The following is a 21,725-nucleotide window of genomic DNA, read 5'->3' as shown; positions in this document are numbered from 1 at the left end:
AATTCCTGAAATCCCATCAGTCTTTTCAAGTGGAGAAGCGGAGCCCCATGGCGCGCCAGTTCATCTATCACATGCATGGCCTCTCCAAGGCCTATAACGACAAGAAAGTCCTGGACAACATCAACCTCAGCTTCTACCCGGACGCCAAGATCGGCATCCTGGGTCCGAACGGGGCCGGCAAGTCGACGCTGCTGAAGATCATGGCCGGCATCGACAAGGAATATACCGGCGAAGCCTGGGCGGCCGAAGGCGCGAAGATCGGCTATCTGCCGCAGGAGCCTCAGCTCGACAATTCCAAGGACGTGATGGGCAACATCATGGAAGGTGTTGCCCACAAGCAGGCCAAGCTCGACCGTTACAACGAACTGATGATGGACTATTCGGACGAGACCGCCGACGAAGCCGCCCACCTTCAGGACGAGATCGACGCGCAGGACCTGTGGAACCTGGAAAGCCAGGTGGAAATGGCGATGGAAGCCCTGCGCTGCCCGCCGTCCGACGCCGACGTCGACAATCTCTCCGGTGGTGAGCGCCGCCGCGTGGCGCTGTGCAAGCTGCTCCTGTCCGAGCCGGACCTGCTGCTGCTCGACGAACCGACCAACCATCTGGACGCCGAAACCGTGCACTGGCTGGAACGCCACCTGCGCGAGTTCAAGGGCTCCGTCCTGATCATCACCCACGACCGCTACTTCCTCGACCACGTCACGGGCTGGATTCTCGAGCTCGACCGCGGCCAGGGCATTCCCTACGAAGGCAACTACTCCGTCTATCTGGAGAAGAAGGCCAAGCGCATGCAGCAGGAAGGCCGCGAGAACATGGCCCGCTCCAAGGCGATCTCCCGCGAGCGCGAGTGGATGGGCATGAGCCCCAAGGGCCGCCAGACCAAGTCGAAAGCCCGTATCCGCGCCTATGAAGACCTGGTCGCGATGCAGGAAGAGCGCCATCCGAGCATCGAGCAGATCCTCATTCCGGTGGGCGAGCGTCTCGGGGCCAATGTCATCGAGCTCAAGAAAGTTTCCAAGGGCTTCGAGGACCGCCTGCTGATCGACGATCTCACCTTCAAGCTGCCGCGCGGCGGCATTGTCGGCGTCATCGGCCCGAACGGCGCCGGCAAGTCCACGCTGTTCAAGATGCTGACCGGCCAGGAAAAGCCGGACAGCGGCGAGATCGTCATCGGCGACACCGTTCATCTCGGCTATGTCGACCAGTCCCGCGACGCGCTCAACCCGAACAATACCGTGTGGGAAGAGATTTCCGGCGGCGCCGAGGTGATCTATCTCGACGACAAGGAAATCAACTCCCGTGCCTACTGCTCGTCCTTCAACTTCAAGGGCCCGGCCCAGCAGGCGAAGGTGGGCGATCTTTCCGGCGGTCAGCGTAACCGCGTGCACCTGGCAAAGGTGCTGAAGAAGGGCTCCAACGTCCTGCTGCTCGATGAGCCGACCAACGATCTCGACACAGAGACCCTGGCCGCGCTTGAAGACGCGCTGGAAAACTACGCCGGTTGCGCCGTGGTCATCAGCCACGACCGCATGTTCCTCGACCGTCTGGCAACGCACATGCTGGCCTTCGAAGGCGACAGCCATGTGGAATGGTTCGAAGGCAACTTCGAGGACTACGAGAAAGACAAGGTCCGCCGCCTCGGCGCCCACGCCGCCGACCCGCGCCGGATCAAGTACAAGCCGCTGACCCGCTGAGCGGCGGGCACGGTCTGAAACAACCGAAAGGGCGGTCTGGCTGGCCGCCCTTTTTCGTTGTCTTCGACCGCAGGGTCCGGCGATTTCGGGGGCTGGCCGGCGGAGTGATCCATCGATAAAAACGATGGCGGATATAAAAGAGTTTCGCTGGTTTCGATGGGCCTTCCCGCATAGTGTTCGCCCGAATTCTTGACGGGAGATCTCAATGACGGATCAGCTTGCGCTATTGCCTGACGACTTGCGGGTGACGCCGAAATTCAAGGTGAGCGGCAGGGTGGACGGGCTGTTTGCGACGCTTTCGCCCGAAGACTTTCAGACCACGGCCCGCCAGGTGCTCGAACTGGGCCTTGAAGGCATCCCCGGCGACCGTCACGGAGGCTTCACGCGGAAGTCCGGTGGGCGGGAACCCTGGTACCCGCGTGGCACGGAAATGTGCAATGAAAGGCAGATTTCCCTTCTTTCGCCGCAGGAACTCTCCCTGGTCGCGGAGCGTATGGGGATTGCCGGGATCCGGCCCGAGTGGATCGGCGGCAATTTCCTGATCTCCGGGATTGCGAACCTGTCGAAGGTTCCGCCGCGCACCAGGCTGGTGTTCGAGGGCGGTGCCGTCATTCGCGTGGACGGTGACAACGTCCCCTGCCGCATTGCCGGCGCCTCGATCGCCGCGCACTATCCGGACCGTGACGGACTGGACCTCATGTTTCCCAAAGTGGCTCGAGGCGTGCGCGGTCTGGTCGGGTTTGTCGAAAAGCCGGGAACCGTCGAGATAGGTGAGACGATGACGGCGCACATTCCCGAACAGTGGATTTACGAACGCGCGTGAGCGGATACTCTGGGTCATCTTACAGACCACGGAGGTTCGCATGCTGCCCATCCATCACATGGTCGATCAGGCACCACAGCCGGTCGCACCGTTCTCACATGCCGCCGAAGCCGACGGCTGGGTATTCGTCACAGGACAGATGCCCACCGATCCCGACGCCCCGGACGCGCCCCTGCCGGACGGTATCCAAGCGCAGACCGTGCGCGTGATGGAAAACCTGAAACTCGTCCTGAGCGGACTGGGGCTCGGCCTGGAAAACGTAACCTTCGCAAGGGTCTATCTCACGGAGTTCAAGCGGGACTATCAGGCGATGAACGAGACCTACCGCCAATTCTTCCCGCCCGGAAAACTGCCGGGCCGGACCTGCATCGGCGTCTCCGGCCTTGCCGTCGACGCCCTGGTCGAGATCGACCTGATCGCGCGGCGGCCCTAGCCGTAGCCCTAGCCCTAGCTCTCTTCGTCCGGATCGAGCCGCTTCTGGGAGCCCCAGTCCTCGAGCACGGCGTTCATGTCGTCAAGGACGAAGAACCGCGCCGCATCACGTTCGTAGCCGTCCTCCAGCAGGACGTCGTAGTCGGTCAGTTCATGACGGATGTAGCTGGATGTGGCCTGCCACAGCGCAATGGACGGCGGCAAGTGGCGCAGGTGGCCGGCAAGCGCGGCGGCAAGGATTGCTTCCGCATGAACCATCGGCACGCGGGGCAGCAGGACTCTGAGAGCCTTGCGCATGTCTTTCTGCCGTTTGGTTCCACCGGTCATGCCTCTGCCTATCATCGGCGCGCGCGGATGTGGAGTGGCAATAGGCGCCGGACGGTTGCGCGAGGGGTGCCGACAATAAGGAAAGATAACTATTTTTTTATAAACGAATTGCATTATATCGGATGCATGGCTGATCGTACGCGAACCCGACTTCTGAATGCTCTTAAATCCTCCGGCCCGCAAACTGCGGCGGATCTGGCCGAACGATTGAACGTGACCTCGGTGGCGGTCCGGCAGCACCTGGACGGACTGCGCCAGGACGACCTGGTCGCCTTCGACGATATCAAGGGCTCGGTCGGACGGCCCAAGCGGATCTGGGACCTGACGGCGAGCGGCCACCGGCAATTCCCCGACAATCACGCAAATCTGGTCGTGGGCCTGCTGGGCGGCCTCAGCGACATCTATGGCCCGGAAGGCGTGGAAAAGCTGATTGCCCATCGCGAGGCCCAGAGCAGGCGCGCCTATTCCGATGCCTTGAACGGCGCGTCGGATCTTGCCGACAAGGTCCGGATCCTGGCGGATTTGCGCAGCCGGGAAGGCTATATGGCCGAGGTGGTGGAAGACGGGAAGGGATACTTCTTGATCGAGAACCACTGTTCCATCTGCGCGGCGGCCACCGCCTGCCAGGCGTTCTGCCAGTCGGAATTGAGCCTCTTCAAGGACGTCCTCGGACCTGATGCCGAGGTGAGGCGCACCGAGCACCAGCTTTCCGGCGACCGCCGTTGCGCCTACAGGATTGATCCCCAGATTCAGGCTATCGACTTCAGAAGTCCGAGCACAAAAGATCATTGAGGAGTTTTGGTGCGTGTCAGTCGCAAAGCCGGTTCTCGCACGCTTGATTGAAGGCTATTTCCGGCCCTTTGAAGTGCATTTGAAGCCGCTCGACCTGCCGGTCACGCCTTTGCCGGACAAGGGGCCGCTGCATCTCGTCTGGCATTTCGCCAAGATGTTCCGCAGCCAGCTCGTCATCGTCTCGGTGCTCGCGATGATATCCGCCGGGCTGGGCCTGGCGGGCATCTGGGCAATCGCCTATATCGTCGACGGCGTCACGGCCGAGGGCGTTCAGGCGTTCCTGCAGGCGAACGTACCTTTTCTGGCCGCCATCTTCGTGCTCTTCGTCATTCTCGACCCCCTTGCATTTCTCCTGCGGCAGACCTTTGCCTTCCAGACAGTACGCATCCTGTTGCCCGCCGCCATGCGCTGGCAGGCCCACAAGGCGGTGGAAGCGCAGGACATGGCCTTCTTCGAGGACACGTTCGCCGGGCAGGTCGCGACGCGCATTGCCCAGGTCACCATGTCGGTCCACCGCCAGATGATGCTGGCGATCGAAACCATTCCCTATCTCGTCATCCAATTCGGCGGCTCCTTCGTACTGCTTCTGGCGCTGGCCTGGCCGCTGGCGATCCCGGTCGTCGTCTGGATCGGCGCCAATATCCTGGTCGCCTGGGCCGCGATTCCGGCCTATCTGCAGCGTTCCGCTAAGGTGGCGGCGGCCAACAGCCGCGCGACCGGCGCGATGACGGATGTCTATTCCAACATTGCCATGGTGAAACTGTTTGCGGCCGAGGACACGGAAGCCGGCGCCATCCGCAAGGTGATCGGCGAGACCATCGACACGCGCCACAGCGAAAACCGCTCCTACATCCTGACGGACAGCAGCGTCTATTTCCTCAACGTGCTTATGATCCTGGCGGTCATTTCGATCGGCTTCTGGGGCATGGCCGGCGGCTGGGTCACCATCGGCGACTTTGTCGCCGGCATAACTGTCACCCGCTCCCTGGCACATGCTTCGGCGAGCTTCATCAATGTCGGCCAGTCGATCACAAGCACGCTTGGAACGATCACGGACGCCATGCCCATCATGACCAGCCGGCCGGAAATCACCGACCGGGCGAATGCGTCGGAGCTGAAAGTGACGTCGGGCGCTATCCGTTTTGAGAATGTCTCCTTCGCCTACCAGAAGGACCGCAAGCCCGTTCTGGAGAACTTCAGTCTGACCATCGAGCCGGGCGAGCGGGTCGGGCTGGTGGGGCTTTCGGGAGCGGGAAAATCGACCGTCATCTCGCTGCTCATGCGCCTGCGCGACGTTTCCGGCGGCCGCATCACCATCGACGGGCAGGATATCCGTGACGTCACCCAGGGATCGCTGCGCAGCCGGATCGGCGTGGTGACCCAGGACATTTCGCTTCTCAACCGGTCCATTCGCGACAACATCCGCTACGGCAAGCCGGACGCGAGCGATGAGGAAATCCACGAGATCGCCAGGGCGGCCCAGGCGCTGGATTTCATCGGGGAGCAGCGGGACAGCAAGGGCCGGACGGGCCTTGATGCCCATGTGGGCGACCGCGGGGTGAAACTCTCCGGCGGACAGCGCCAGCGCATCACCATCGCAAGGGTGCTGCTCAAGGATGCGCCGATCCTCATCCTCGACGAAGCAACCTCGGCGCTCGACAGCGAGGCGGAACTTGCGATCCAGCAGAATCTCGCCCGCATCATGGAAGGCCGGACGACCTTGGCGGTCGCCCACAGACTGTCGACCATCGCGGCCATGGACCGGCTCGTGGTGATGGATGGCGGCAGGATCGTCGAAGAAGGCACCCACCAGGAGCTGCTTGACGGCGGCGGGCTCTATGCAGCGCTCTGGGAACGGCAGTCGGGCGGCTTCCTGGCGCTGAACGCGGCCGAATGAAGCCATCCGCGATGACGCGGCCGGACAGCCGATCCGGCACGCCTCCTGTTGATTTTCCAAAACTCAGCTGACAATACTCCCGCATGGACAAGAGAGACCGCGCCGAACTGTTCCGTGAACGCCTTTCCGATGCCTTGCGCAGCCGGGAGATGAACCGCAGTGACCTGGCGCGCGGCGCCGGGCTGGACCGCTCGACGGTCTCGCAGCTCCTGTCGGAGGATGCGCCCCGCCTGCCGAACGGGCAGGCGCTTGCCGCGATTGCGACGGCCTTGAGCGTTTCGTCCGACTGGCTGCTGGGGCTTTCCACGCACAGGGCGCGGCTGCCGAGATTCTCGATCAGGCGGTGCGGGTGGCCGAAACCGATCGCCATCCGGTCGATGAGCACCTGCTGGCGTGGTACAGGGATGCGGCGGGGTCGAAGATCCGCCATGTCCCCGCCAACCTGCCGGACGTGCTCAAGACTGAAGCCGTGCTCGCCCACGAATATGCCGGCGAGACTTTGCGGACCGCCGATCAGGCGATTACCGGCACCCGCGACCAGCGGGCGCTCCTCAGCCGCGCGGAATCGGATACCGAAATCGCGCTGTCGAAGGAGGCGCTGGAGGGGTTTGCAAGCGGCGAGGGCATGTGGGCCACTCTGCCGGCGGCGACCCGGCGCGAGCAATTGCAGGTCATGGGCCGCACCCTGGACGAACTCTATCCGTCCCTGCGTCTCCATCTCTACGGCGCAAACGACCGGTTTTCAGCACCCTTCACCGTTTTCGGCCAGAAATGGGCCGCGCTCTATCTCGGCCAGCGTTATCTGGCTTTCTCCAACACCCGCCACGTCCAGCTCTTCGCCAGCCATTTCGACGACCTCGTCCGCCACGCGGTCATCCGCTCCCACGAGGTCGGAGAGTTCGCGACGGGCCTGGCGAGAGGTCTGGACTGACCGGCTCCACAGCCTTCAACAAGAGATCTGTCTAACTCAAGCCGCCGTTCAGGACTGACCGGCGTCAGCTGGCCGTGAACCAGCGCTCACTCGACATCAAGGGAAAACAGTTTGGAGCTCCAGGGGCTTAGGGGCTGTGCTCAACCAGTTGAGCGCACCAGAGGGTTCAATCCTCAGGTGCGGAGTATTGACAAATCCAGACGTTTGAATACATATGTAGACATATTGATACAGGTGTTGACGATCAGGTGTGTCCATGGCCAAAAGCATTCCGATCAGCGTCAGGCTCAGCGACGATGATTTTGAATTTCTGGCGAGCTACGAGGTTCAGGGCGCGCGCACGCCAAGCGACAAGATGCGCGAGATCCTGAGAATTGCGCGGGAGCGCGAGGAAGGCACACAGGATGTCGCCGCTTGCGAGGATATGCTCAGGTCGATGACGCGGCCCGCCGAGCGGGGGCTGAGGCAATTGCAAAGAGAGACCGGGATGCGGTCCGACTTTGTCATCAAGCTGTATGAACGCCTGCCGGAAATGGTCGCAGAACTCGTTGCCGCCGCGCCGGGGCCGGACATGGGGCAAGAAGAACTGAAACAGTTCGAGGCCTCTTTGTCGGCGGAAGTTTTTGCACTGATTGAGGAAATTTTTGATCTCGGGCTGACGTCCCAGAGCCGGACCTATGATCCGGAGCTGATGGACCGGGGCTTGGAACCAATCCTGGAAATTGCCCGCCTGCTGGTGGAGCGCAAGCGCCAGGCCGGCGCTTGAAGGGATTTCCGTGCGTTGCGGATAGGACTGCGGACTGCTCAAAGCACGAAGTTAGGCAAGAATTGGGCAGAATTCAGTGGCCGTCGGCGGCGGATCGTATTTAATGATTTGATGACCAGCATAGAAAGGTTGGAAAGATGGCAGAGGGTCTTGTTGCACGCGTAAAGCGTCTTGTTTCCGGCGGTTTCAATCAAGTAGTGGATTCCATCGAAAGCGCCTCGCCGGAAACCGTGATGGCAGAGGCAATCCGCGAGGTCGACCGTGCTACCGACCAGGTGCGCGACGAACTGGCCGGCGTTCTGGCCAACAAGCACCTGGCGAACACGCGTCTCGGCACAACGACGACACGTCACGAAGAGCTTCAGGAGCAGATTGTCCTGGCCGTCAAGCAAGGCCGGGACGATCTTGCCGAGGCGGCCATCGCCCGCCAGCTGGATCTCGAAGTCCAGATCCCGGTTCTGGAATCGGCCGTCGCCGACGCCGGCCGCGATGAAAAGGAGCTGGAAGGCTACATCAGTGCGCTTCAGGCCCGCAAGCGCGAGATGGAAGCTGAACTCGATAATTTCCGCCGCGCGCAGCAGCAGACCTCGGCCGACAGCGCCGCGGCCGGTCCGGCCGCAAAAAGCGACAGTGCCGAGGGCAAGACCCGCAAGGCGGAAGACGCCTTCGATCGCGTCCTGAAAAACACTACCGGTCTTCCGGGGGAGTGGCCACAGACAAGGCCAGTGCCACCAAGCTGGCCGAATTGGAGGACTTGGCGCTCAAGAACCGTGTCTCCGAACGCCTTGCTGCCCTGAAGGCAGCCACGAAAGACACTTGATCATGTTCGGCTTCATACTGGCGGATCAGAACACACCTTTTGCGGTCTCGCTCGGACTGATGATTGCGATCGCGGCGGCCGAGGGTGTCGGCACTCTGATGGGGCTCGGTCTGTCGGGCCTGATCGACAGCCTGCTGCCGGATTTCGATGTACCGGATGTTGACCTTCCGGACACGGACGCAGCCGCCTTCGATGCCTCCGTCTCCGGTGGGATCCTGCACGGCGATTTCGAGGTCGCCGGTACGGGAGCTGATGCGTCGGCGGCAGGGCAGGGGGTGTTCAGCCAGATCCTCGGCTGGCTCTGTTTCGGCCGAGTTCCGGCGCTCGTCATCCTGGTGATCTTCCTGACAGGCTTCGGGCTGGCGGGTTATGTGCTCCAGAGCCTGGTGCAGGCGGTTACCGGCTGGCTTCTGCCTGGGGTCGTCGCTTCCGCAGGCGCCTTTGCCGGTGCCTTGCCCTTTACAAGGGTGACGGCGCTCGGGCTGTCGAAGATCATGCCCAAGGACGAAAGCGACGCCGTCTCGCGGCAAACCTTCGTCGGCAAGCCGGCCCGGATCACTCAAGGAACGGCGAAGAGGGGACTACCCGCTCAGGCACGCCTGCGCGACCCGTCCGGGCAAAGCCACTATTTGCTGGTGGAACCGGATATCGACGACGAGGAACTGGAACTGGGGGCGGACATCATCATCGTCCGTCAGGCCGGTTCCCGGTTCACAGCTATCAGAAATACCAATGCAACATTGACCGGCGCCGGCGACTGAGGGTCGGCCCCAGCTTCAGATATTTCATCGATAATCGAAAGGGAGTAGACGATTATGGACCAGTTCTTTGGCATTCTCATTTTGGTCGGCATCGGCTTCGTTGCCCTGCTTGCCGTCGGCTTGATCGTTTCTCGCCTTTATCGCCGCTCGTCGAAGGAAGTGTCCTTCGTTCGGACCGGTTTTGGCGGTCAGCGCGTCATCATGAACGGTGGTACGCTCGTTCTGCCAGTCCTGCATGACATGATTCCCGTCAACATGAACACGCTGCGGCTCGAAGTCAGGCGTTCGAACGAGCAGGCACTGATCACCAGAGACCGTATGCGCGTCGATGTGTTGGCGGAATTTTACGTCCGCGTTCAGCCCACCATCGAATCCATCGCCAACGCCGCCCAGACCCTCGGTCAGCGCACCATGAAACCAGAAGCACTGCGCGAGCTGGTGGAAGGCAAGTTCGTCGACGCCTTGCGTGCGGTGGCGGCCGAAATGGCCATGGAGGAACTGCACGAACAGCGCGTGAACTTCGTCCAGAAGGTGCAGGCTGCCGTTTCCGAAGACATCCTGAAAAACGGCCTGGAACTGGAATCGGTCTCGCTGACCGGCCTCGACCAGACCAACCGGGAATATTTCAACCCGGAAAACGCCTTTGACGCCGAGGGTCTGACAAAGCTCACCCAGGCGATCGAGGAGCGCCGCAAGAAGCGCAACGACATCGAGCAGGACACCGAAGTCCAGATTCGGCGCAAGAACCTGGAAGCGCAGCAGGAAAGCCTGCAGATCAGCCGGGATGAGGAATTCGCCAAGCTCGAACAGCAACGCGAAATCGAGATTCGCCGTGCCGAACAGTCCTCTTTGATCGCCAAACAGCAGGCCGAGCGCGAGCGCGAAGCCGAGGAAGCCAAGATCCTGGCAACCCAGAAGGTCAAGGAAAAGGACATTGAATCCAACCAGGTGGTCACCGAGCGCCAGATCGCAATGGACCAGCAGGTACGCGAGCGTGAGATTGCCAAGGAGCGCAGCGTCGAGGCGGCCGGTGTTGAGAAAAAGAAACTGATCGAACTGGCCCAGCAGGACAGCGACATCGCCGTTGCCGCCAAGTCGCGCGAGAAGTCGGAAGCCGAGGCTCTGGCCGACGAAGCCCGCGCGCTTGCAGCTAGGGCCTCCGAACAGGTGGCAACCGCCCGTGAGACGGAAATTGCCGAACGCGACAAGCAGATCGAGCTGATCGAGGCGCGCAAGGCCGCCGAAATGGACGCCGTTGCCATTACTGTCGGCGCGGAAGCTCAGATGAAGGCCGCTACGGACCAGGCCGAAGCGGTCCGGATCGGTGCCGAGGCGGAAGCCGCCAAGTTGCGCATCGAGGCCGAAGGCTCCGCCGCCGCCGACAAGTTGCGCGCCGAGGCGCAGAAAGCCCTCTACGAGGTGGAAGCAGCCGGCAAGCGCGCGATCAACGAGGCGGCAAACCTCCTGTCGACCGACCAGATAGCGATGCAGGTCCGTATCAGGCTGCTGGAGCAGTTGCCGCAGATCATTGCCGAAAGCGTTCGCCCGTTGGAACAGATAGACGGGATCAAGATCATTCAGGTGGACGGCATGACCGGTGCGTCCGGCGGGGCCGCGAACGGGACCGGCAGCAACGGCGCAGGCGGCAACCTTGCCGACCAGATGGTGTCCTCGGCGCTGAGGTACCGCTCCCAGGCACCGCTCCTGGATGCGATGATGAAGGAAGTGGGCCTCGACGGGTCCGGCCTTTCCGGCCTGACGGCCGGGCTCGCCGAAGCACCGATGCCTCCAGTGAAGGACGCCAGCGCGGAAGCGCCGTCGGTGGAAACCGCAGCCCCGCTAAAGCCCGAGGCCGCCGCGCCGGAGATCGTCAAAGCGTCTTCATCCGACAAGACAGGTGATGGCCCCTTCGCTTCCTGAGCGGTTGGACCAGAAAAATCTCCCCGGCGGGCCGACTGCCGGGGAGCCGGAACGCCTCTGAAGTCGGGCTAATTCGATGTCGGTTCGGAAAGCCTCACGCAGACAGGTGAGGCTTCCGCGCTTTTTCCTTCATCGCCGCCGAGCCCGGCCGAGGGAATTTGACCGGCAAGTGCAACTAGTGATGCTGCACGGCCTTCGCGACCTCGAGGGATCGTGCCGCGTGAAAGCTCTCGGCGACGGCCATTTCCCAATAGGTGGAATAGCCCGGGACATTGTGCGTCTTGTCGAGCAGGGCGCCCTTTTTCAGCCAGGAGAGAGCAACGCTTGCCGGCAGGACCTCCCGGGTCCCTTCGCGCAGGTAGAAATGTTCGGGCTTGAAGTCGCGCGGATGGTCGAGCCCGGCTGCGGCGGTAAAGGCCATCAGCGCCTTCAGCGTATTGCGATGGAAATTGGCCACTCTCACCGCCTTGTCCGGCACCACCAGCGCCTTTTGGCGATTGGGGTCCTGCGTGGCAACGCCCGTGGGGCAGCGGTTGGTGTGGCAGCTCTGGGACTGGATGCAGCCGACCGCAAACATGAAGCCGCGGGCCGAATTGATCCAGTCGGCCCCCAGGCAAAGGGTGCCGGCAATGTCGAAGGCGCTGATCAGCTTGCCGCTGGCACCGATCTTGATGTCGTCGCGCAAGCCGGTGCCGACCAGGCAGTTGTGCACGAAGGACAGGCCCTGGCGCAGCGGCGTGCCGAGCCGGTTGGCGAATTCCACCGGAGCGGCGCCGGTGCCGCCCTCGGCGCCGTCAACGACGATGAAATCCGGCTTGATGCCGGTCTGCAGCATGGCCTTGACGATCGCCATGAACTCCCAGCGGTGTCCGATGCACAGCTTGAAGCCGATGGGTTTGCCGCCGGAAAGCTCTCTCAGGGTGCGGATGAATTCCAGAAGTTCGATCGGCGTGGAAAAGGCAGAGTGGGAGGCGGGCGAGATACAGTCCATGCCGATGGGGATGCCGCGCGCCTCGGCGATTTCCTCCGACACCTTGGGGCCGGGCAGCACGCCGCCATGGCCGGGCTTCGCCCCCTGGCTCATCTTGATTTCAATCATCTTGATCTGCGGATCGGCCGCCTGCGCTCGGAATTTTTCCGGATCGAACGTGCCGTTTTCGGCCCGGCAGCCGAAATAGCCGCTGCCCAGTTCCCAGACGAGATCGCCGCCGCCCTGCCGGTGATAGCGCGAGACGCTGCCCTCGCCGGTGTCGTGGTAGAAATTGCCCGCCTTCGCGCCCTTGTTCAGGGCGAGGATGGCATTGCCGGAGAGCGAGCCGAAGCTCATCGCGGAAATGTTGAACAGGGAAGCCGAATAGGGCTGCTTGCAGTCCGGGCCGCCGACCGTGACCCGAAGATCGTCGTGGCCCTCCGGCTTCGGGCAAATGGAATGGTTCACCCAGCTGTAGGAGCCCTCATAGACATCGAGCTCGGATCCGAAGGGCAGGACGTCCTCAATGTCTTTCGCCCGGTCGTAAACCATCGACCGGCGCTCGCGCGAGAACGGCCGGCCATCCTGGTTGCTCTCGAAGAAATACTGCCGGAGCTCCGGGCGGACCGATTCAAACAGGTACCGGAAGTGCCCGGTTACAGGATAATTGCGCAGGATCGAGTGCTTCGTCTGGCGCATGTCCGCAATGCCGATGAGCGAAAGAACGGCAAAGGCAAGAAACGGCCAGAAGAAATAGCCCGTCCAGGCAACCGTCAAAACAAGACTGACAAAGGTGGAAACAAGACACAGGATGAAGACGTTATAGCGGGCTGGGAACACTGACGGGCGACTCCTCTTGCAGCTTGCAATGGTAGTTGTGTCAGGCTGCGCAGGAAAAGGAAAGAGCGCCGGAGGTGGGATCGCATCAAGAGGAGGACACAACCGGCTTTTGCCGTGCCGGTTTGGAACCTTGCCGTCCCGCCAAGAGCTGCATCAACCGTTCTGCCGTTCCCTTTGCGCTTGGTTCGCGCGTCATGATCTCTGCCGCACGCTGTGCTTTCGCCCTGTAGGACGGATCTTCGAGTGTCCGGAGGGCCTGGGCGAGCTTGTCGGCCGTCAGGCTCTTCTGCCGGATCGGCTTCGGACCGGCTCCGATCTCGTGCACCCGGGCGCCCCAGAACGGCTGATCGCCGAAAACCGGGCAGACGAGGGACGGTTTGCCCCAGCGGATTGCCTCGTGGGTGGTGCCGGCGCCGCCATGGTGGACGATGGCCGTGCAGCGCGGGAAGAGCCAGCTATGCGGTGCTTTCTCCAGCAGGAATATGCGGTCCACCACATCGTCCGGCAGCGCATCTTTCACGAGCCCGCCCCAGCCGGTGGCGATAATCGCCCGCTGGCCGGTGGTTTTGAGGGCCGTCAGCACGGTGTCCGTAAGCTTCCGCGGATCGGCGCTCGGCATGGAGCCGAAGCCGATATAGATGGGGGCAGGTCCCGTTTCCAGAAAGGCGGCAAGATCCGCAGGAGGAAGATAGTCCTGGTTCGGCTCCGTCAGCCAATAGCCGCACTGCCAGTTTTCATCCGTCCAGTCGTTCGGCGTCGGCACCAGGGCGCGGGAAAACGCCTGCAGGCTGAGCGCCTTTTCCCCATCCGGCTCGTGGCCGTCGACGATCGAACCCGGAATGGCAAGGTCCGCGGCCGCTTCGGCTCTGATAGGCTTCAACATCGGCGCGAGCCCGGCCCCGATCAAGCGACGGCCGGCCGCGTAGCTCTTGCGGTTGAAATAGGCCCCCATGTCCGGAAGGCCAAAGAGGGGGATTGGAAATTCGCCGGTTGCGGCGGTCACCGGTTGGAGAGCGGTGGGAATCGCGGGCACATTCAGGCGGCGCGCGACGAGTGTCATGACCGCGGCTTTCAGATTGAACAGGATCAGGTCAGGCTTTTCCTCAAGGCCGATATCCCAGAGCGCCCGGGTCACCTTCTTCTGCAGCTGGAAGTTTTTCTGCGCCGCCTTGACCGCGCCCGCAGCCGAAAAGAGCGCTGCCTTTATCTCGGGGGTCTGGAGAAGCGCCTGATAGTCGATGGGAAGCGATCTGACCCTTGCTCCGGTGGCCTCGATCATCCCTTCGAACCCTTCCCCGACGACCAGAACCACTGTCGCTCCGGCCAAGGTCAGTTCCCTGGCGAGCGCGGCATAGGGCTGGAAGTCTCCGCGTGTGCCCAGCGAGGCGATCAGGATTTTCGGGGCTGAATCTGGCATCGCGTGCCTTTGAAGCGGGGGCCGGACGGGAGGCGGCAAAAGAGAACGCCATTGATCAAATGGCAGGCATCTTGCGTGTTTGCAACCTGCGGGCGGATCGCCTATGCCATTTCAGGCGTTTTCAGTCGACGACTTTGAAGGGCCTTCATGCAGACCACATTCTCACTGCGCACAAGCGGCCAAGGACTTTACGAGTTTACCGGGCCTGTCGCCGGATGGCTTGAAGGAGAAGGCGCCGCCGACGGTCTCCTGACCCTGTTCGTCCGCCACACCTCCTGTTCGCTGGTGATCCAGGAAAACGCGGATCCGGATGTGGAGGTGGACCTGAAGGCCTTTTTCGAGCGGCTGGTGCCGCCGTCCGACCATCCCTCGATGAGTTATCTCGTTCACACTTACGAAGGCCCGGACGACATGCCGGCGCACATCAAGGCGGCCCTTCTGCCGGTTTCCCTGTCGATCCCGGTTTCCAACGGTCGGATGGTCCTTGGAACGTGGCAGGGGATCTATCTGTTCGAGCACCGCACACGGCCGCACCAGCGCCAGGTTGCCGCGCATTTTCTCGCCGATCGCTAGGTTTCCGCCACGGGGAGCATTGGCAGACAACGGCAATTTCGGAAAACTGTGATAATCGTCACACCTGCTTCCGGGCCTTGAGGGAATGCGGGAATGCCGGCTAGGTCCGCAACGCCGGCAGGCCGACACCCGTGCTCTCGAAGCCGCCGTCGGCAGCAATGATCTGCCCGGTGACGTAGCTCGCCTGCTCAGTGCACAAGAAAGCAATGAGCTCGGCAATCTCGCTTTCGCTGCCGTATCTGTTGAGCGGAATCGCATCGTGATAGGCGTCGATGATCTCCTGGCTGTGCACGGCCATCGCCAGCTTGGTGCGCACCGGGCCGGGGCAGACGCAGTTTGCGCGGATGCCGTATTCGCCGAGCTCGACCGCCTGTTGCTTCGTGAGCTGAATGACGGCGGCCTTCGACGTGCCGTAGGCGACCCTCAATGTCGAGGCGCGAAGTCCCGAGATGGAGGCGATGTTCACCAGCGCGCCGCGGGTCTCCTTCAGCGCCGGGATCGCGGCCTGGGAAACGAGGAAGACGCCGTCCAGATTGGTCGCCATCACGCGGCGCCAGGTGTCGAAGCCGGTCTTCTCGATCGGCCCGAATTCGGCGACGCCTGCGTTGTTCACCACCGCATCGAGCCGGCCGAAGGCGGCGAGAACGGCGGAAAGGGTTTCATGCACCTGATCGGCAACCGAGACATCGCAGGCGAAGGGCCGGGCGCCGTCCAGCTCTCCGGCGGCTGCCAACAGCTCTTCCTCGTCCCGGTCCACCATGGCAATCTGCCATCCCCGGCCGAGCATGAGTTTTGCCGTGGCAAGGCCGATCCCTCGGGCCGCACCGGTGATAAGGGCAACTTTTCCGGTCATATCCCCATCCGACGAATAGAACGATGTCAATTGAAAGCCGTTTGATTTAGCAGCCCGGTCTCTGTGGTGCAACGAAAGCCGGCTGCTTCGTCAGCGCACTGTAACGCACACTCTGATTGCACCTGCATTGTTCCAAAGTGACACATCCTTGTCGTTGATGCGGAAGGCGTAGACACCGGCCGGGTCGCCGCTATTGACCGCAAGCGCGGCGAATTCCGCGAAGGGCACGATCATTCCGGCCTGGTCGCGCACCAGCAATTCGCCGAATGCATAGGACTGGTCGAACTTGTATCCATAGAGCGGGCCGAGTGCGGCGGCATCCTCACCCGAATAGCCGCGCGGGCCGACAGGCTTGTACTGGCCCGCGATGACGCTCCAGGCCCCTGAATAGCCGACCCGCTGGATCTTTCCGTTCGGTATTGGCAATTGCTGCCATCCTTTGGTGGACTGGACATCAATACAGTAATCGGCCGCCAGCGAGGTAGTGGGTGCCAGGCACAAGAGCAAAACTGCAGGACCGATAAATCTCATGTCTGGATCCGTTCCGTGATTTTTCGAAGAAGAACGTGATCGGGCGTCAGGGTCAAGCAGGGATGGCCGGGGCGGCATGGCAATAGGGTGAAATCCGTTCCGCTAACCGGCTCACGCCGCGTTCACACACACTTTGGCTTGCAAATCCGGCCGGGAATTCCCACATCGTAATTGAACGATGAGGGTCGTTCCTCCCCAAGACTGGCGCCGGACTTCACTGAAGTTACGGCGCCTTTTTTTGCGCCGCGATCCTTATCGACGAGACGTCGCGCGCAGAACGAAGACGGTTGATTTCGCCGCGAAACTGGAGAAGGCTTGAGAGGCGGAGGGGTAGTGGCCCGCGCCGTCGGACGGGGACGGCGCGGGCGCTAACACCGGTCTGAAAAGGAGGGGCTCAGGACCCGGTGTTTTCCGCAGCTGCCAGGAGGGCAGCGATCTGGTCTTTGAGGTGAAGGCGTTTCTTTTTCAGCTCTTCAAGAGCTTCGTCCGAAGAAGGAGCTACGTTGGTTTCAATGCGGTGCACCTCACGGTTGACCGTGTGATACTCTTCCGCCAGCCGTGCAAAATGCGCGTCGCCGGTCTTCAGCGCGTGCAGTGCATCTGCAGAACCGGGAAATTCTTCATGCAGTTCATGTGGAACGTGGCTCATTCATCTCTCCTTTGATGCCCTACAAACTGCCGTGAACCGGATCGGCCTACCTTGAGGAAGATCAATCGTGACTGCTTTTGTCCCGTTGGAAGTCCGCAAAAGGACGTCGACGTGGCCGGAAGCGCCGTCCGTTCGGCGCCGCTCCTGCCACGGAAATCGATGCGTATGACAAAACAAAGCCGATTTTTGGCGCTATTCCATCGTGTTACGATTGCACGCCCGGGATTTCTCCTGACAGAATGCTGTCAGGAGAGGGTTGGTATGGTCCTGTGTGTAACAACGCCACAGGAGACATTCGATGACCTTCACTCCCGACCATTTCAGCGTCTGGATCGAGATACCCGTGACCGACCTGGACAGGGCAGTCAGCTTCTACAATGACGTTTTCACCACGGAGCTCACACGTGTCTCGGACAGCGGCCCAAATGAATTTGCGATGTTTCCGGTCAAGAACGGTGGCTGCGCGGGGCATATTTACCCCGGAACTCCGCCGGCAAGGGGGACCGGGCCCACTGTCCATCTTGCCTGCCCGGACACCCTGGAGGGCACCATGGAGCGGTTCGCGAAGGCGGGTGGAGACGTTATTTCCGACCCGATCGCCATCCCGGGAGGGCGATTCGCCTACGGGATCGACCCCGACGGCAACTCCATCGGAATGTTCGCGTCCCAATAGGGCGCGAATGTCTTCCGGGGAACCTTCAGCATGAGACGCGCCGACCGCCTTTTCCAGATCGTGCAGCATCTGCGCGGCGGCCGGCTAGTTCGTGCCCGCCAGCTGTCCGAGTGGCTGGAGGTGTCGGAACGGACCGTCTACCGTGATGTTGCCGACCTGCAGGCCTCGGGCGTTCCCATCGAGGGGGCGGCCGGGGTCGGCTACATCATGCGCGACGGCTACGACCTGCCGCCCCTCATGTTCACCCGCGACGAAACCGTCGCCCTTTTGGCCGGCGCACGCCTGATCCGCGCCTGGGGCGGCGCAGCGATGGCCCGGGCCGCCGAAGAGGCGATGATCAAGATTGACGCGGTTTTGCCCGACAAGATGCGCGTCCGGCAAAACGACGTGGAAATCCACGCTTTTGCGCCGGGGATGACCGAGCAGGTCAGAGCCCATATCGACTTTCTGGAAGCGGCCGCCGATAGCCGCAAACGCCTTTCCATCGCCTATTGCGACCTCAAGGGCGATGCATCGAACCGGGTGATCCGGCCATTGGGGCTGTGGTTTTGGGGCAAGGTCTGGACGCTTGTGGCCTGGTGCGAACTCCGGGACGACTTCCGTATGTTCCGCGTCGACCGGATCTCGGAAATCCGGGAAGTGGGCGACAGGTTCAGCAACGAGGCGGGAAAGACGCTGAAGGATTTCTATCGCGCCATGGAGGACGAGAACTGCGGCCATCCGCGGGGCTGACGTCAGGTCTGGCTCGGCGGACGGCCCCTACGGCGCCGGTGCCAGGGCGGCATAGCCGCTGCCGAAGATCTCGCGCACCAGCTTTCGCTTCATTGCGCTGGCATAATCCTTGTAGGAGGCTGCAATCTCCAGGAAGGCGCCCGGTCCCTTGATGACATTGTTCCTGTAGTAGTCGATCAGTGCCGGGTCCGCGCCGGCAATGGCCAGCCCGTTGACCGTCACGCCTTCGAAATCGAATGCGCGATAGGCGCTGTCCGGTCCAAAGCCGTCATTATTGACGCCGTCGCCGGCAACGTCGATGACTTTGCGCGCGCAAGCTCGCGGGGCTTTTTTCATCTCGACGGCAGCGTGGCCGAGCGCATAACCGAGGGCGGTCGGAAATTCGCTGAAGCCTCTCGGCGAGCGGCGCAGGACAGACGCGGCCCGTTCTGCGCTTGCGGCGTCCGACAGGTACTGCCACTCCAGTTGCAGCAGTTGCTGGTAGCGGCCGCTCCACTCGAAGCTGGTGACCCAGATCCCGCCGACGGCCTCGATTGCCTGGACGACCTCCGGGTCCTGCAATGCATCTGCCAGACCATTGAGCTGAATGCTGTGCTCGCGCGCGTCGACGCTTGCCGACCCGTCCATGGCAAGGACCAGCGAGAGGGAACACGCATGGCCCGGTGCGGCCGGCAGGCTGAAGGCGACGGCCAGCAAAGCGGCCAGCAACCGTATCACGCGGCGGGACCTCGGGAGCAGGCCTAGGCACATGACGGCAGTCGTTGATACGCGCGGGCGATGAAACATCTCCGTACCATAGGGTATTGCTCCATAAAATTGAATGCACTGGTCTCTCTGGAGAAACGTCCGGGTGATGCGGCGAATTCCAGGCTTTTGATGTCCGTGCCATTTCGGTCAATTTGTGGGCGTATGAACCGGCATGCGACGCACGAGCTGGGGAAGAAACAGGTCAGGTGTTTTGTAGAGGATTTTTTTATGCAAGACTTGAACGGATCAGAACAACTGGGGCAGGCTTAAGGCATGTATGCATCCCACGGATTCCTAAGATCTGACATCGGCGACGTCGATGTCGTCTATCACGACGGACTGTTTCATCTCTTTCACTTGGTCCTTCCCAATCACGATTTCATAGCGCACGCCGTCAGCACCGACGGCATGACCTGGCGCAGGGTCAAGAACGCGCTTTTCGTGGGGGAGCCGGGCGAGTGGGACGATGACATGCTCTGGACCATGCATGTCACTCCCGATCCGGACCGGCCGGGCGAGTGGCGCATGTTCTATACCGGACTTGCGCGCTCGGAATTCGGCCGGGTTCAAAGGGTCGGGCTGGCGCGCTCCAAGGACCTTTACCGGTGGGAGCGCTGCAACGGCGGCGCCTATCCGCTGGAAATCACATCACCCCTTTATGAAAGCTCCACGGACGAGGGCCGGCACTGGGTCAGCTTCCGGGATCCGTTCTTCTACGTCGACCCGCAGAGCGGCGAACGGCTGTTGCTGTGCTCCGCGCGCGTCAAGGACGGGCCGGTCATCCGGCGCGGCTGCGTCGGTGTGGCGCGGGAAACAAGTCCGGACTGTTTCAGTTTCGAGGCGCCGCTGCACCGGCCGGGGCTCTACGACGATGTCGAGGTGCCGAACCTCCTTCAACTCGACGGGCGCTACTATCTGCTGGGGTCCATTCGCGAGGATACCAAGATCCATTACTGGTATTCGAATACGCTGGAGGGCCCTTACGAGAATTTCTTCGACAACGTGATCCTGCCGACGGGCAACTATGCAGGCCGGATCTGCAGGAGCGAAGAGCGGGTGCTTCTGTTCAACTTCTTTTCCAAGACGGAAGTCCTTTACGGGCGCGAAGTGGTCAAGAAACTTCTGCCGCCGCCCAAGGAGCTTGTCACGGACCAGGCCGGCCGGCTGAAGCTGAAGTCCAACCGGGGTTTCGACAAACTGGTCACGCACAGCGAAAGCATCACCGCCTCTCACCAGTGCAAGTTTCTGTACGGCAATCCCCATGGGTCCTCGGTAGACCGGCCGGACGGCCTGCACCTGTCGTGCAAGAGCGGCTATGAGGCTTTCATCCTGCCGGGCCGGCACGAGGACTTCCGGCTGAGGGCACGTTTGATGCTGGAAGGTTCGGGAAAGGCCGGACTGGTGCTGCGCGTCAATGAGGAGGGGGATGGCTACTATCTTGCCCTCGACCTGATCAACGGCATCGCGCAGATACGCGCCTGGGGAGCCAATCCCACTCCCGAATTCGAATACGCCTTCCGCTACGAACCGTTGCAGGAAGCGCATTTCCGCGGGAACCACCAGGGACCGTGGCAGATCGAACTGATCGCCCACGGCATGTATATCGAGTTCTCCATCGACGGCTATGTCATCCTCAGCCTGGTCGACGACATCTTTGCCGAAGGAGGCGTCGGCTTCTACACGGAAAGCGCGGCGGTCTGCCTCAATGATCTTGAAATCGAAACGCTGAGACGACCGGTAACAGAGGATACCGCGGACCAGGTCTACACCACCACCTATGTCGCGCCGGAAGAGGAGCTGGAGGCACGGTGAATGAGGAGACGCTCATCCCCGAGCCCTGGCTTCTGGTCAGCGATATCGACGACACGCTGACCGGAAGCCGCGAGGACCTGCACCGGCTCTGGATCAGGCTCAAGGACCTCCGGGCCAGGGTGAAGCTGGTTTTGAACTCCAGCCGCACCGCCGAAAGTGTCGATGAGACCCTGGCAAACTATTTCCCTGCCGACTTTGAACCCGATGCGATCATCACGGGACTGGGAACGGAAATCCGGCTCGGACGTTCCTGGCTGGAAGATTGGCAGCGGCAGTTCCTCGACTGGCCGGACGAGGTTGTCCGGAAACTGGTTGCGGAACTGGGGTATATTGCCCATGCGGACATTTTCCAGACGAAGGGAAAGGCCAGTTTCGCGGTTCCGGGCAGGCAGGAGGCGGAGCGTGTTGTCGAACGGCTCACAAGCGAAGGTATTCCGTTCAAGTATATTTATTCCGGTGCAAGCGACCTCGACATACTCGCGCCCGGAGCGGGGAAGGGCGAAGCCATGCATTACCTCGCTGCCCATCTTGGGATCAGCCTGGAGCGAACCGTCGCAGCAGGCGACTCAGGCAACGATGTCGAGCTCTTCGAAATGGCCGGCAAGGCGATTGCGGTCGGCAATGCCCGTGAGGAGCTTCTTGCAGTCCTGCCGAGGGAAAAGACCTATTGCGCGACGGCTTCACATGCCGCCGGCGTTCTGGAAGGATTGGTGGAATTCGGGATACTTCCAGGTGGGGAGACCTGAAAGCTTGCGATGTGAC

Annotated in this window: 22 protein-coding genes and 1 pseudogene; 16 read left to right on the top strand and 7 right to left on the bottom strand. The window is 61.8% G+C overall.

What is annotated here, in order from left to right:
• Positions 1–47 precede the first annotated feature (47 nt).
• From ettA to ON753_RS13970, 3 genes are all read left to right on the top strand, one after another.
• Positions 48–1,697 carry an energy-dependent translational throttle protein EttA gene (gene ettA / locus ON753_RS13980; protein ID WP_265963245.1) on the top strand — a complete coding sequence of 550 codons (1,650 nt, stop codon included), beginning with the start codon at positions 48–50 and terminating at the stop codon, positions 1,695–1,697.
• A gap of 205 nt (positions 1,698–1,902) precedes the next feature.
• Positions 1,903–2,520 (top strand): MOSC domain-containing protein, encoded by a 618-nt coding sequence (locus tag ON753_RS13975; protein ID WP_265963244.1) that lies wholly within the window; start codon positions 1,903–1,905, stop codon positions 2,518–2,520.
• A 40-nt stretch (positions 2,521–2,560) separates the two neighbouring features.
• A complete protein-coding gene (locus ON753_RS13970) occupies positions 2,561–2,953 on the top strand; it encodes a RidA family protein (protein WP_265963243.1) in 393 nt (130 codons plus the stop codon).
• A 14-nt stretch (positions 2,954–2,967) separates the two neighbouring features.
• Here ON753_RS13970 and ON753_RS13965 read toward each other — a convergent pair whose 3' ends face one another.
• Positions 2,968–3,279, bottom strand: a complete 312-nt coding sequence (locus ON753_RS13965; RefSeq protein WP_265963242.1) for a DUF2293 domain-containing protein — start codon at positions 3,277–3,279, stop codon at positions 2,968–2,970.
• 126 nt (positions 3,280–3,405) lie between these two features.
• Between ON753_RS13965 and ON753_RS13960 the strand changes: the two genes are divergently transcribed.
• The 8 genes and pseudogenes from ON753_RS13960 (at position 3,406) to ON753_RS13925 (ending at position 11,166) form a co-directional block, all read left to right on the top strand.
• Positions 3,406–4,071, top strand: a complete 666-nt coding sequence (locus ON753_RS13960; RefSeq protein ID WP_265963241.1) for a helix-turn-helix transcriptional regulator — start codon at positions 3,406–3,408, stop codon at positions 4,069–4,071.
• Between the two features lie 13 nt (positions 4,072–4,084).
• Positions 4,085–5,968 carry an ABC transporter ATP-binding protein gene (locus ON753_RS13955; protein WP_265963240.1) on the top strand — a complete coding sequence of 628 codons (1,884 nt, stop codon included), beginning with the start codon at positions 4,085–4,087 and terminating at the stop codon, positions 5,966–5,968.
• 83 nt (positions 5,969–6,051) lie between these two features.
• Positions 6,052–6,201 (top strand): annotated as a pseudogene (locus ON753_RS26730) (helix-turn-helix domain-containing protein); the annotation flags it as partial.
• 116 nt (positions 6,202–6,317) lie between these two features.
• Positions 6,318–6,899: a transcriptional regulator gene (locus ON753_RS13945; protein WP_265963239.1), complete on the top strand. Its 582-nt coding sequence runs from the start codon at positions 6,318–6,320 to the stop codon at positions 6,897–6,899.
• Between the two features lie 256 nt (positions 6,900–7,155).
• Positions 7,156–7,665 (top strand): hypothetical protein, encoded by a 510-nt coding sequence (locus tag ON753_RS13940; protein ID WP_265963238.1) that lies wholly within the window; start codon positions 7,156–7,158, stop codon positions 7,663–7,665.
• A gap of 137 nt (positions 7,666–7,802) precedes the next feature.
• A complete protein-coding gene (locus ON753_RS13935) occupies positions 7,803–8,462 on the top strand; it encodes a PspA/IM30 family protein (protein ID WP_265963237.1) in 660 nt (219 codons plus the stop codon).
• Between the two features lie 25 nt (positions 8,463–8,487).
• On the top strand, positions 8,488–9,246 hold the full coding sequence (locus ON753_RS13930; RefSeq protein WP_265963236.1) for a YqiJ family protein: 759 nt from the start codon (positions 8,488–8,490) through the stop codon (positions 9,244–9,246).
• Positions 9,247–9,300: 54 nt separating this feature from the next.
• Complete coding sequence (locus ON753_RS13925; protein ID WP_265963235.1) at positions 9,301–11,166, top strand: flotillin family protein; 1,866 nt, start codon at positions 9,301–9,303, stop codon at positions 11,164–11,166.
• A 175-nt stretch (positions 11,167–11,341) separates the two neighbouring features.
• Here the strand turns inward: ON753_RS13925 and ON753_RS13920 are convergent, their stop codons facing one another.
• On the bottom strand, positions 11,342–12,976 hold the full coding sequence (locus tag ON753_RS13920; RefSeq protein ID WP_265963234.1) for an FMN-binding glutamate synthase family protein: 1,635 nt from the start codon (positions 12,974–12,976) through the stop codon (positions 11,342–11,344).
• 85 nt (positions 12,977–13,061) lie between these two features.
• A complete protein-coding gene (locus ON753_RS13915; RefSeq protein ID WP_265963233.1) occupies positions 13,062–14,393 on the bottom strand; it encodes a glycosyltransferase in 1,332 nt (443 codons plus the stop codon).
• 147 nt (positions 14,394–14,540) lie between these two features.
• Here ON753_RS13915 and ON753_RS13910 point away from each other — a divergent pair, with 147 nt between their 5' ends.
• Positions 14,541–14,966 carry a secondary thiamine-phosphate synthase enzyme YjbQ gene (locus ON753_RS13910; RefSeq protein ID WP_265963232.1) on the top strand — a complete coding sequence of 142 codons (426 nt, stop codon included), beginning with the start codon at positions 14,541–14,543 and terminating at the stop codon, positions 14,964–14,966.
• Positions 14,967–15,066: 100 nt separating this feature from the next.
• Here the strand turns inward: ON753_RS13910 and ON753_RS13905 are convergent, their stop codons facing one another.
• From ON753_RS13905 to ON753_RS13895, 3 genes are all read right to left on the bottom strand, one after another.
• Positions 15,067–15,819 (bottom strand): SDR family NAD(P)-dependent oxidoreductase, encoded by a 753-nt coding sequence (locus tag ON753_RS13905; protein WP_265963231.1) that lies wholly within the window; start codon positions 15,817–15,819, stop codon positions 15,067–15,069.
• 90 nt (positions 15,820–15,909) lie between these two features.
• Entirely contained in the window at positions 15,910–16,245 is a 336-nt protein-coding gene (locus ON753_RS13900) for a hypothetical protein (RefSeq protein WP_265963230.1), read from the bottom strand.
• Positions 16,246–16,744: 499 nt separating this feature from the next.
• Entirely contained in the window at positions 16,745–16,999 is a 255-nt protein-coding gene (locus tag ON753_RS13895) for a YdcH family protein (protein WP_265963229.1), read from the bottom strand.
• Positions 17,000–17,297: 298 nt separating this feature from the next.
• Between ON753_RS13895 and ON753_RS13890 the strand changes: the two genes are divergently transcribed.
• Positions 17,298–17,672, top strand: coding sequence for a VOC family protein (locus ON753_RS13890; protein ID WP_265963228.1), 375 nt, complete (start codon positions 17,298–17,300; stop codon positions 17,670–17,672).
• A gap of 30 nt (positions 17,673–17,702) precedes the next feature.
• A complete protein-coding gene (locus tag ON753_RS13885) occupies positions 17,703–18,404 on the top strand; it encodes a helix-turn-helix transcriptional regulator (protein WP_265963227.1) in 702 nt (233 codons plus the stop codon).
• A 27-nt stretch (positions 18,405–18,431) separates the two neighbouring features.
• Here ON753_RS13885 and ON753_RS13880 read toward each other — a convergent pair whose 3' ends face one another.
• On the bottom strand, positions 18,432–19,121 hold the full coding sequence (locus ON753_RS13880) for a DUF1194 domain-containing protein (RefSeq protein ID WP_265963226.1): 690 nt from the start codon (positions 19,119–19,121) through the stop codon (positions 18,432–18,434).
• Between the two features lie 303 nt (positions 19,122–19,424).
• On the opposite strand from ON753_RS13880, the gene ON753_RS13875 reads away from it, so the two are divergent.
• Both ON753_RS13875 and ON753_RS13870 read left to right on the top strand, forming a co-directional pair.
• Positions 19,425–20,963, top strand: coding sequence for a glycoside hydrolase family protein (locus tag ON753_RS13875; RefSeq protein ID WP_265963225.1), 1,539 nt, complete (start codon positions 19,425–19,427; stop codon positions 20,961–20,963).
• Positions 20,960–21,709 carry an HAD-IIB family hydrolase gene (locus ON753_RS13870; protein ID WP_265963224.1) on the top strand — a complete coding sequence of 250 codons (750 nt, stop codon included), beginning with the start codon at positions 20,960–20,962 and terminating at the stop codon, positions 21,707–21,709. The genes ON753_RS13875 and ON753_RS13870 overlap by 4 nt, the downstream gene beginning before the upstream one ends.
• The last annotated feature ends 16 nt before the right edge of the window (positions 21,710–21,725 follow it).

Source organism: Roseibium salinum (assembly GCF_026240905.1).
Taxonomy (GTDB): domain Bacteria; phylum Pseudomonadota; class Alphaproteobacteria; order Rhizobiales; family Stappiaceae; genus Roseibium; species Roseibium salinum.
This window is presented reverse-complemented; position numbering and strand designations above follow the sequence as displayed.